The organism is Flavobacterium sp. AC274, from assembly GCF_979258275.1.
The window spans coordinates 2,782,115-2,794,328 of record NZ_OZ409852.1 but is presented as its reverse complement, the minus strand read 5'-3'; the positions used below and the strand labels follow the sequence as shown (position 1 = coordinate 2,794,328).

At 30.7% G+C, this 12,214-nt stretch carries 8 protein-coding genes and 1 pseudogene; all 9 read right to left on the bottom strand.

The window, feature by feature from the left end; translation table 11 throughout:
- Positions 1-22: 22 nt before the first annotated feature.
- Positions 23-778: a hypothetical protein gene (locus ACZZZT_RS12660; RefSeq protein ID WP_463460638.1), complete on the bottom strand. Its 756-nt coding sequence runs from the start codon at positions 776-778 to the stop codon at positions 23-25.
- A 158-nt stretch (positions 779-936) separates the two neighbouring features.
- A complete protein-coding gene (locus ACZZZT_RS12655) occupies positions 937-1,449 on the bottom strand; it encodes a condensation domain-containing protein (protein WP_463462423.1) in 513 nt (170 codons plus the stop codon).
- A gap of 46 nt (positions 1,450-1,495) precedes the next feature.
- Positions 1,496-7,968: pseudogene (locus ACZZZT_RS12650) on the bottom strand (amino acid adenylation domain-containing protein).
- Between the two features lie 342 nt (positions 7,969-8,310).
- Positions 8,311-8,958: a 4'-phosphopantetheinyl transferase family protein gene (locus tag ACZZZT_RS12645; RefSeq protein WP_463460637.1), complete on the bottom strand. Its 648-nt coding sequence runs from the start codon at positions 8,956-8,958 to the stop codon at positions 8,311-8,313.
- A gap of 187 nt (positions 8,959-9,145) precedes the next feature.
- Entirely contained in the window at positions 9,146-9,808 is a 663-nt protein-coding gene (locus tag ACZZZT_RS12640) for a thioesterase II family protein (RefSeq protein ID WP_073398365.1), read from the bottom strand.
- Complete coding sequence (locus ACZZZT_RS12635) at positions 9,805-10,422, bottom strand: type III PLP-dependent enzyme domain-containing protein (protein WP_463460636.1); 618 nt, start codon at positions 10,420-10,422, stop codon at positions 9,805-9,807. Before ACZZZT_RS12635 ends, ACZZZT_RS12640 begins: the two co-directional genes overlap by 4 nt.
- Positions 10,419-10,895, bottom strand: coding sequence for an alanine racemase (locus ACZZZT_RS12630; protein WP_463460635.1), 477 nt, complete (start codon positions 10,893-10,895; stop codon positions 10,419-10,421). The genes ACZZZT_RS12635 and ACZZZT_RS12630 overlap by 4 nt, the downstream gene beginning before the upstream one ends.
- Positions 10,888-11,271: a RidA family protein gene (locus tag ACZZZT_RS12625; RefSeq protein ID WP_463460634.1), complete on the bottom strand. Its 384-nt coding sequence runs from the start codon at positions 11,269-11,271 to the stop codon at positions 10,888-10,890. The genes ACZZZT_RS12630 and ACZZZT_RS12625 overlap by 8 nt, the downstream gene beginning before the upstream one ends.
- Positions 11,249-12,208 carry an NAD(P)-dependent oxidoreductase gene (locus tag ACZZZT_RS12620; RefSeq protein ID WP_463460633.1) on the bottom strand — a complete coding sequence of 320 codons (960 nt, stop codon included), beginning with the start codon at positions 12,206-12,208 and terminating at the stop codon, positions 11,249-11,251. The genes ACZZZT_RS12625 and ACZZZT_RS12620 overlap by 23 nt, the downstream gene beginning before the upstream one ends.
- Positions 12,209-12,214: the final 6 nt, after the last annotated feature.

Genomic DNA, 12,214 nt, shown 5'->3' with positions numbered 1-12,214 from the left:
GAGACCATTTCTTTTGCCTGAATTATGCCAAATGCGGGAAGTAAAAAAGAATAACACCAAAAACTACATATAGTCCGTATTGGCTTAATATATTGATAGCGTTAAAATTATTAGCTAAAAACTTGTCTAAATCTTTAGCGTCTGTTCTATTGACAGATACATTATTGTATAAGTTATTTTTTCTTGTTTCACTTATCTTTAATTCCTTGAATCCCTGAATAATATCATGAATGTATTTATTAAAAAAATCATTCTGACTTCTTAAAATACTCAACTTTTTTGATAATTTTTTTCCAACAAGAAAGTACACATAGGCTATCATAGCAATCAATACAACGATCACTAATGTACTTTTATAGGATAGTATAAATAAATAACCAATACATAACAAAATCATTAATAAAGAATTGAGCGTATTTGTCATAATCCCCGGTAGAAATATAAAAACTCTCATTTCTTCTATAATTCCATATATTCTTTCAGTTCCTAAAGTCTCTAATTGCTTTAAGGAGGAGTTTTGAAGCTTTTTAGCCAGGAATAATTCATTATCATACACAAAATTGTAGGTGTAATCAATTATTTTTTTCTGAAAAAACAGGTTTAACAGATAAGAATAAACAATAAAAGAAAAGAATGTAATTACAAGATAATTCTTAGATTTAAAATTTTCATCTGTTATTGCGATATTTAGTATATATATAATTCCAAGCGTTAATAAGGTATTTACTAACGAATAGAATATTAACAGCAAAATTTTATTTAGATTAATTTTAATCATTTAGTATTTCAATTTAATTACTTTTTCTTTAAACTTTTTTATTACAATTTTGAAATAATAAACACTATCAAAATTATGGTATGGTCAATTTGCCATTGTCTTAAATCGGCCATTGTCAATAAAATATTTCGACGTTGACAATCCTTTTTCAGTATGTTTTATTTATTCATGTAATTAAGGAAACTATCAAATACTTGTTTATTTTTTTGTTGGGTTTTAGTCTCCATATACGCTGTATACATTCCTTCAAAAGAATTTAATGAATGTATTTTTTCTGTTTGATTTTGGCTTATTCGGGTTAGAATATGTTTGTAACTTTCTGTAATCAAATCCATGTATTGGGCATCAAACAATTCTTTTTTATAGTCCAGAGATCCTAAAAGCCTGTTTTTTCTAATTCTCATCACAAGACTAAAATCGAATTTTGCAGTAAACTCTTTTGGTGTAAAAATTTCAAGTTTATTTACCTGAATTTTCTCGGCAACATTATTTAAATCATATAATTCTTCATTAAACACAAATCTGCCCTGGAATAATGCATTCGAATCATTTTTTCCTCTCAAATTCAGTTTTACCAACTCTTCCAAAGAAAGATTTTGATGATCAATATCCTGCATGATGTCAGCATTGGCTCTGATGAGCAGGTCAATGAATGTTTCGTCTGGATTGATTGTTGTTTTTATTGGTAATGTATTTACAAAAAAGCCTATAATAGATTCAAATTCTTTTTCTGTTTCTTCCGGTAATAGAGGTTCCCAAAACTATATTTTTTTGATCTGAAATATGATGCAGTAAAACGCTGAAACTTGTCAGTAAAATTGAAAACAGGGAAACATTTTGCTCAATTGAGATTTTTTTCAGCAGGGCAAAAACTTCATCTTCAATATAAAAGTCAGCAACATCACCTTCACTTTTACTATCGTTTTTAACAGGATGCTGGTTTTTAATCAGGTTTAATTTCTCTATTCCGCCTTCCAGCCTGTTTTTCCAATATTGAACATTTTTATTATGTTCGTCATTTTCTTTTATAGCGTCTTGCCATGAAACAAAGTCCAGATAAGTATAATCAACTTCCGGCAAAGTGTTTTTGCTGTTCGTTACGAGTGCATTGTATATTTCGACCCATTCGTTTATTAAAATATTCAAAGACCACCCATCACTTATAATATGATGCATGACGATAATGACAAAATAAGTGTCATTGGGTAATTTAAGGATCTTTAATTTTGATAAAGGAGCAGCACTTAAATCAAAACTTATCAGGTTTTCTTTATTTAAAATCTTTACTAATTCTTCATTTTCAGGTAAATAATCAAAATCTTCAATTTCAATTATTGGCGCTGCCTCTTCTTGTATAAACTGAATAGGATTTTCTCCGTCAAATTCAAATCTTGTTCTAAAACTATCGTGTCTTTTAATAAGTTCATCATATGAATTTATAAAATCATTGATACTAAAAGTGCCTTCAATCAGCAATGCTGTCGCAATATTGTAAGCGCTGGATTCTGTTTCATCCTGACTTAAAATCCATAATCTCCTTTGATTGCTGGATAATAATGATGCCGTTTTTTGGGATTTTTCTATTACAAGGTTCGAATTATGTTTCAAATCCAGCCCGTTAATAAATTTACTCAGACTTCTGACAGTTGGTTTGCTAAAAATATCTTTTAGCTTTAAATCCAGAATAAGTTTTTTATTTATTGAATTTATATATTGAATGGCCAATAAACTATTCCCGCCTAATTCAAAAAAGTTATCGGTAATGCAGATAGCATCTTTTTTGAAGAGTTCCATTAAAATAATAACAAGCGTTTGCTGTACTTCATTTTCCGGAAGGATAATTTCGGCATTTTCTTTTATGCTTTCTATTTTTGGCAATCTTGTTTTATCAATTTTACCATTAGAAGTCATTGGCAATGATTCCATTATCACTAGTAGGGCAGGAATCATATAAACAGGCATTTTTTGAGTCAGATATTCTTTAAATTCATCCTCATCATATCCTTCTTTAGTTACCAAATAGGCTATTAGTATATTTTCTGAATTTGAATTTTTATCGACTTTTATACAGCTTTCTTTTATATATTGATTCCTGGCTATCATTACTTCGATATCCCCAAGTTCAATCCTGTTTCCTTGTATTTTTACCTGTCCGTCTTTTCTTCCTATGAATTCAATATTTCCTTCGGGTAACCATTTAACCAAATCTCCGGTATTATACATTCTTTCACCAATCACAAAAGGATTATCGATAAATTTAACCTTCGTAAGATCAGGATTGTTTAAATAACCATTAGAAACTCCTGCCCCCGAAATATAGAGATTTCCAATAATCCCTATCGGAAGCGGAACTAAATTTTCTGTCAGAACATAAGCAGATGCGTTCGAAAAAGTACGTCCCAGAGGCGTTCTGTCCTGTAATGGTTTATCATCCACAGGGTAAATAAGCTTTCCTATAGTTGTTTCTGTAGGACCATAATGATTAACAATCTTTAATTCATTATTTACTTCTTTTATCTTTTCAATAATCCCTTTTGACAATTCTTCTCCTCCAAAAACAATCATTTTCTTAGGCAGCAAAGGCTTATTTTCATTCACTAATGCTTTCCAGAAAGTAGGCACTATTTTAATGCAATCAATGTCGTTTTGATCGAAATATTGATGTACATATTCTATATTTCTTAAAGAATCCTTAGACAATAAATGCAATGTTTTACCATAAATTAAGGAACTGTACAAAGTGGTATTTCCTAAATCTGTTGATAAGGAAGACATTAGTAAAAATGTTTTAGCCTGATCGATTTGAATTCTGGAATTCAGTCCATAAAAATAATCTGTTAAATTCTGTTGATTCACCATTACTCCTTTTGGAGCACCTGTGGTTCCTGAAGTATAGATTAAATACGCTAAATTATCCGGTGTTGTATTATTAATATTTAATCCTTTTTCTTTTAAAAACTGATTGTCACTTTTATTGTTTAATGTGATGATTTGAATATTTTTATTTACAAAAATTCCTGAATCAGCATCATTTGTTATAACAAAATTAGCTTTGGTATCATTTATTATATAGGCAGCTCTTTCCTCTGGTATATCAGCATCCAGCGGCACATATACACCTCCGGATTTCATGATGCCCAGTAACCCCACAATTGACATACTCATATGCGAATTGTAACAAAGCAAAACAAAATCTCCTTTTTTAAGTCCATTGCTTAAAAGATAATCCGCCAGTTGATTTGCTTTTTCATTAAGCTCTTTATAGGTGAGTTCTTCATCGTCAAAAACAACGGCAATAGCATCAGGAACATTATTAGCCTGCTCTTCAAATAAGTCTATAATGGTCTTATCCATAGGATAATCTACCGATATATCATTAAATCCAACTAAAAGTTCTTGTCGCTCCTCCGCTGTTAGAAAATCAATTTCTTCTATAGGGTTTTCAGGTTGCTCTAATGATTTTATCAGAATGTTTTCAAAATGAGAAAACATTCTTTTAATTAACGATTGATCATAAATATCTGAATCATAATTTATTAACAAGGTTAAAACATCTGACTCAGAAAAAGTAAAAGTGATATCAAACTTAGAATTTCTGCTTTCAAATTCGTAATTTTCTATTTGTAAACCTGTTAATTGTTCTTCATTAACAAGGCTTTTTACCTGTCTTTGGTTTTGTAATACCACTAAAACATCAAATAGAGCAGAACGGCTTGTGTCTCTCTTTAAATTCAATTCTGCCAACAACGCATCAAATGGATAATTTTGATGTTCGTAAGCTTCCAGCAGGATATTTTTTTCTTTATTTAATAAATCAAGGAAACTATTTTTTCCTCGAATTGGGTTCGTATCGCTAGAGTATTTAAAAATAATCCCATTTGGTTTTCCAAATCCGGATGCTCTCTTCCAGCCACCGGAGTTCCAATTATGATATCATTTTGTCCCGTATATCGATGCAATAAAGCATTGATTCCGGCCATTAAGGTCATAAACAACGTTGCATCATGCTCTTTTGAAAAGGTTTTCAGTTTATTTAGAAATTCTTTTGAAAAGATATGTGTATGGCTGTTTCCATTATAGTTACGAACCAATGGGCGTGTTTTAAAACTCGGCAGATCTAATACCGGTAATTCCCCGGCAAACTGCTGTAACCAAAACGCTTTAGATTCCTGGCTTTTTTCCTGTTGCAGTACTTCATTAAGCCATACTGAATAATCTTTATATTGAATGCTTAATTCAGGCAGCTTAGCTTCTATTCCTTGTGTTAACGCATTATAGATTTTTACAATTTCTGATACCAATAACTCTATTGACCATCCATCGCCAATGATATGATGCATCGACAGGAAAAACACAAATTCATCTTCTTTCAATTTAACCAGACTTGCTCTTATCAATGCAGCTTGCTCTAAATCAAAAGCAATTGCGTTGTTTTCCTGTAAATAGGCAAGTACTGCACTTTGGTCTTTTTCAGATGTAAAATCTTTTTCTGTTATCTTAAAATTAATTTCTTCTGCCGGTACTATAAACTGATGAACTTGTCCTTCTTTATTCGTTTTAAAATAGGTTCTCAATATTTCATGACGCTGGATTAAAAATGCAAAGGATTCTTCAAATTTAATTTTATCGATATTTCCTTTTAATTTTACTACTGCAGGCATGTTATAAGCCAAAGAACCTCCTTCTAGTTGGCTCAATATCCATAATCTGTGTTGAGATTTGGTTACAGGATATGATGCTTTCTCCGGAGCTTTAGGAATGAAGGCAAAATCTTGTGCCTGTAATTTTAGACTAATTTCTTCAATTGTCGGACTAGAAAAAAACGCTTTAAAAGTTATACCCTGATGAAGTTCTTTATGTATTCTATTGATAACTTGCCCGATGATTAAACTGTTTCCTCCCAGGTTAAAAAAGTTATCTGTAATACCTACTTTTTCAATTCCTAAAACGTCTTGCCAAATCGCTGCTAATTTATCCTGAGTTTCGTTTTTTGGCGCTACATATTCACCCCTGATAATATCATCTCCGGTAACAGAAGGCAGCGCTTTTCTATCAACCTTACCATTAGAAGTGACAGGAATACTGTCTAACGCGATAAAGAAATTCGGAATCATGTATTCAGGAAGTTTTTCCTGTAGATAATGACGGATTTCAATTTTATCGATTTTCGATTCAGAAACATAATAAGCAACAATTACTTTCTCCTGATTTACTTCTTTAATCTCAACAATTACATTTTTTATTGCATTTGAATATTGAAATAAATGCGTTTCTATTTCGCCTAATTCTATTCTAAAACCACGAATTTTTACCTGATGGTCTTTTCTGCCAATGTATTCAATGTTTCCATCAGCAAGCCATTTGGCTAAATCTCCTGTGTCATACATTTTTGTGCCCTCAATAAAAGGGTTATTGACAAACTTTTCCTCTGTAAGCGCTGTTTTATTCAAATAGCCCCTGGCAACTCCAATCCCGGCAATGTATAGTTTGCCAACTGAACCAATGGGTTTTAAAGATAAATTTTCGTCTAGAATATATAAACTGATATTATCAATAGGCTTACCAATTGGAACAGAACTAATGTTATGCTGCTCTGCACAATCATAATAACTTACATCGATACTGGCTTCTGTGGGGCCATAAAGATTCATCAAAGAAATACCTGACAACTCCTTATAAAACAAATCCCTTTGATGCAATGTTAATGCTTCACCACTTACAAATACTTGTTTTAAGCTTTTTATGCGTTCTTTTTCATTTGGATGCTCCTTAACGTATTCTAAAAAGACAGATAACATGGCAGGAACAAAATGTATTACCGTTACCTGATTTTCATCTATGTTTTGTATTAATTGAGCCGGATCTTTTTCTGCTCCCGATTTAGCAACAGAAAGTTTTGCTCCGTAGATAGCCCACCAAACTAATTCCCAAACCGAAACATCAAATGAATAGGTCGTTTTTTGGATAAGGGTTTCACCGGAACTTAATGGATATGCTTTTTGCATCCAGGTTAATCTGTTCACTAAAGAAGTATGTTCGATCATTACTCCTTTAGGATTTCCTGTTGTTCCAGAAGTATAGATCAGATATGCTAAATCCCTCGGAGAATTGATTTTAGCTAAATTGAGAGTCGTGTATTTTTCCCTTTGATTATAGAAAATTCCGTACTGGGTTTCATCAATGATAATTTTACTTTGCGTATCACTTTCTATATAATCAATTCTATCCTGAGGATAATTAGGATCAATAGGAACATAAGCTGCGCCAGATTTTAAAATCCCCAGTATAGAGACGATCATACGTTCGCTTCTTTCTAACTTTATACCTATTAAATCATCAGGTTCTATACTGTATTTTTCTCTTAGATAAGCACCTAACTGATTGGTTGTTTCATTAAGCTCTTTGTAGGTAAGTTCCGTTCCTTCAAAAACAACTGCTACGCTATTGGGTGCCTTTTCCACCTGATCCTCAAATAATTCAATGATGGTTTTATCGTGCGGATAATCTACTGTAGTATTGTTAAAATCAAATAATAACTGATGTTTCTCTTCTGAGCCTAATAAATCAAACTCATTGCTGTCACCGTTAATAAATTCCTGAAGATGGACTAAAATTTTCCTAAAACCGGAACCTAAATGCTGTAGTAATGATTTTTCGACAAAATTTTCATTATAGTAAATTACTAATTCTAATACCTCATCGGTTATATTAAAATCTAATAAAACGCCTTTACATTTATCCGCCCCTATTGACCCATCGTTTAAACTGATTCCAAAATGGGAATAACAGGCTAAATCCAAATAGGCTGAATCATAGGCTGCATAAGCCAATTTGTTTTGGATTTCTTCTGATATCGTTTGTAAATGCTCCTTAAAAGATTTGTTTGATGAATTGGTATCGTCTTCCAAAAAGAAAGGATTGGAATCTTTATTTCCTATCAAAGAGTTGTAAGAAGTAATAATGCCTGTATAATTATAAAAATATTTGTACAGCAATATGGAATATATCGCAGTAATTATTGAAAATTGTGAAAGACGATTATTATTGGATATCTTTTGCAAATATCCCAAGTCTTCCAATTCAATTGTGTATTTAAAGGAGCTAATTTCTTTATTTAACGGAAATACCGGCTCTTTGTCCTTAATTTTGGTATTCCAAAAAAGCTCTGCAATTTTATTGATGTTTTCCATGAAACTTAAAACCTTTTATTTAACGAGTGTATCTTTTATATCATCGAGAGAAATAAAGATCAAAATATTCAACGCAGTATTTTACCAGTATTTTTAAATCAAAAATGATAATTCATACTTAGTATAAAACAGTTAACTATTTTAAAAAATTCATTAATAATACATGAACTTTATTATAGCATAACGCAAAAATAACATAGCGCTTAATAAAAAATTACGGACTTTTTAGATAAAATTTACGGCTTATTCCAACTGTGTATCAGTTTCTATAAAATTGCCATGGAAAAAACATTTATATAAACGGGAGATAGTCTTGAGTAAAGAATTTTGTTGTTGTGATTTTTATAATGTATTCAAATTTAATTGTTCTAAAACAACAGTTTCATGTTTTATTCTGTCACTATTTGCTGCTATACAGCATTGATAATTTTTATCAATAAAAATTTCTTTCAAATAGAATTTTTCATTTTCTACTATACATTCATTATTTGAAATTTCAAAAGATTTTAATGGAATTAGTAAGCCTTTTCCATGGGCTTTTATGACAGCTTCCTTTTCTGTCCAGTACGAAAAAAAACCCTGCACCGTATTCTTGGAATTACCAACTCTATACAATTCACTAAATGTCATTTGGAGTTTAAAATCCAGATAGTTAATTTTTTTATCTAAAAATTCCACATCGATTCCTATAGGAAAATCTGCAATGACACATGTCACCAAAGAGTTTGTATGAGATATATTAAAGTATATATTTTTACCTTCTAAAAAAGGTTTTTTATCAGACTGATAACAAATTTCAAATTCTTTTATATCATAAAAAGTGCTTAATCCGTATTTCAGAAGTACTCTTCCCAATAAAGATAATTGAGCATCCTGCCATCTTCTGTATTTTAGAATTTTTTCTTTAAACTCTTTTGTACTAATATCTGAATATCTATTTAAAAGATCCTGATGTTTATCTTCTTTTATAAATGCGTATAAAATAATCATTAAAAATCATACTGGTTAAAATCGTTATTTTTTTTCCATATTCCATCCAAAAACTTTTGGTCAATATTCTCATTATACTCTACCTCACATTTTAAGTCTAAACTATCATAGAAGCTAAATAATAAATGGAATCCCGAATGGGTTAAGTGCATGTACCAATAGAAGAAATATATTTCTTCCGGAAATTTTAAGTATTTCTTATTAAATTATTGAAATAGTTTCTAAAGTAATCACTATGGTTAAAAATAAAAAAGTGATTTCCTTTCAATTGAGTAATATTTACTTCTCTGGTTGTTTCATCCCTCCAACCTGTCATTTCTCCTTCTATGGCATCATCTGATCCATAAAATACGTCAATTGGAATACTTAACTTTTGCCTATTTTCGTATTGGTAACTTTCAATCACTTTAAAATCATATTTCAAAATAGGCAAATAATAATTTATTAGTTCCGGATTATTTTTTATCTCATCTGGTATGCCTCCTAAAGCTATTATCTCATTCCAAAAATCTTCATCATTAAGGTTTACTATTTTTTTATCACTTATAGTTGAGGGTGACTTCTTACCACTGACTATTAATTTTTTTGGCATTGGATAGTTTAATTCTTGCAATCTTTGACAGAGTAAATAGGCAATTAAAGCTCCCATACTGTGACCATAGATGACATAAGATTTTTCTTCCTGCACCTGGTTTTTCAATAAAATCACAAAACGATCTATAATTTTATTGAGTTCGGCAATATTATTATTTCGTTCCAACTCAAAAGGAACGTAATTATTAAAATTAGTAAAAATCTTATTTAAAGAGTATTTGTTTCCACCAGCAAAGTGAAGGGATATAATTTTCATATATTAATTTTTCTTTTTCTCGCAATTATGTTCCAATCATACACATATACATTATTTTCTATAACATGTATATTTTCATGTAAAGCAATTGTAGGACAGATATGATCCGGAATGCCAATTAATACATCACCAATTTTAATGTTTGAAGTATCTGTTATTTCTATCACTAAATGTTCTTCGCTTTGCATTATACTTTTTGCTTCAGGAAAATTTAAAAATTTTAATCTTGGAAAAGGATTTTCTGCAGCTACTGCTTTATGTCCAACATCCAGGCATATTGTTTTAGAATCCAGAATAGAAATCACTCTTGAAATGATATAAACAGCACATTCAAATTTCAAATCCGGAAACAATCTAGAATATTTCCAATCCCAAAACACAAAAGTTCCTGGTGAACATTCTACTCTTGAATTTTGTGAATGTACAGAGAAAGACGGAGAACCTCCGGCAACAATCTGAAATTTACAGTTATGCAAATTTTCTATCATCTCAATCTGTAAATAGGCTTGATTAAAGACTTCTTTTACAATTTCGTTTCTTTTGTCAATATTAGTTTCCCGAATGTGTCCGTCATAAATATGAAACCCCTTAATGTTTATATTTTTTAATTTCAAAATTTTTTGAAAAAAACAATCAATTCATTACAAGGCAAACCTGTTCTGTTCATTCCAACATTTACATCTATAAAAATGTCCTGTTTAAAATCATAAGAATCAAGAAAATCATCAAAACAGACTAAATTCTCATAATTGTCAAAAACACAAGAAAATTTTGTATTTGGATATTTAAGACTTAGATTTATAAATCGTTCCATTTTTAAGGGAGTAAGCTGATGTGCTAACAGAACATCTTTTGCATCTATCATTCCTAACATCTCTAATTCAGAAATAGTAGATGCTTTAAATTTGGTAACCCCTTTGTTTTTAAGAATTTTGCAAACCTCCAGAATTTTATTTGTTTTAACATGTGGTCGAAACCTATCCAAAGAAACCATCTCTAAAGCTGCCTCAATATTGCTTTCCATTATTTCTTTAATTAAAATAAGGGAAGGGGAATCTATCTCTGATAAATTTTTTATTTTATTCATTTTTATTATACATTATTGCATCAATTTCAATTTGGGCATTTTTAGAAATAGCCGAAACTCCTAATCTGATTCTGGCAGGATAAGGTTCATGAAAAAATTCCGGCAGAACTTCATCCAACGCTTGAGAAAATCTTACATCAGTATAATATACATTGAGTTTAACTACATCATTAATTTCTCCTCCGGCAGCAATACATATGTTACTAATATTGATAAGACATTGTCTGCAATGTTTAACAGGTTCATTGTCTGAAATTAAGTCCCCATCTTTTAATGGTAATTGCCCGCTAATAAAAACCAGGTTATCGACCTGAATGGCTTGAGAATAATTGCCAGAAGGCATTGGGGCATTATTAGTTATAATTTTTCGTTTCATCTAGAAAATATTTTACATCACTGGCTAAATTCTCTGAAACTTCTTCTAGTGCATCACGGGTGCCCGCTGCTATATGAGGAGTATAAAATACTTTAGGGTGATGAATTAAAAAATGATTATAGGTGTTTAAAATAGGATCTGTATTATAATGAGGATCAGGGTAAAGACTGTCCAAAGCTGCATACGCAATTGTATCATCTTTAAAGGCATTCAATAAGGCACTATCCTCAATAATTTTTCCTCTGGCTGTATTAATCAAAATACTTCCTTTGCGCATACATTTAAATAACTTTTCATCAAATAAATACTCTGTTGTTGGATTTAAAGAAGTATGAATAGTGATAACTTCTGACATAGATACCACTTCTTCAATGCTATTGTAAAATTTAACATTACTATGGTTATCATTTTTAAAAGTAAGCTCCTTGTTCGTATACACCAAAATATTCTTGCAAAGCGGAGCTAATAAGTCAACAACTTCCTTACCTATAACTCCATATCCAATAACACCAATACTCAGCTCACTAATATTCCTGCCTTGCCAGGTATGTCTTTGAAAATTATTATTTTTTGCTCCAAGGTGTGATTCAAAAAGTTTGTGAGACAATAAAATCATTGTTCCTAACACATACTCCGCAACACTACGGGCATTTCCTTTTGCTGAAGTAAATAATTTTATATCTAATTCATTAAGTGTATTTATATCAATATTATCGACACCGGATCCTGCTCTGGCTACAAACTTTAAATTAGCTGCATCAAGTAAAATTTCTCTATTAATACGATTACCACTCTTAAATATAACACCATGGTAATTACCAATTACAGATTTAATTTTTTCCTGGTCGAATGCACATCCATCATCAATAATTGAAAATTCTTTAAATCTCTCAAGCCCTTTTTCGGCAATTTTATCTAATAAAAGTATTTTAGTCATAGTTAA

Bases quoted from the DNA above. Each gene is read 5' to 3' on its own strand.
- ACZZZT_RS12660 (WP_463460638.1), bottom strand. From the start codon at position 778: ATGATTAAAATTAATCTAAATAAAATTTTGCTGTTAATATTCTATTCG.
- ACZZZT_RS12645 (WP_463460637.1), bottom strand. From the start codon at position 8,958: ATGATTATTTTATACGCATTTATAAAAGAAGATAAACATCAGGATCTT.
- ACZZZT_RS12640 (WP_073398365.1), bottom strand. From the start codon at position 9,808: ATGAAAATTATATCCCTTCACTTTGCTGGTGGAAACAAATACTCTTTA.
- ACZZZT_RS12630 (WP_463460635.1), bottom strand. From the start codon at position 10,895: ATGAATAAAATAAAAAATTTATCAGAGATAGATTCCCCTTCCCTTATT.
- ACZZZT_RS12625 (WP_463460634.1), bottom strand. From the start codon at position 11,271: ATGAAACGAAAAATTATAACTAATAATGCCCCAATGCCTTCTGGCAAT.
- ACZZZT_RS12620 (WP_463460633.1), bottom strand. From the start codon at position 12,208: ATGACTAAAATACTTTTATTAGATAAAATTGCCGAAAAAGGGCTTGAG.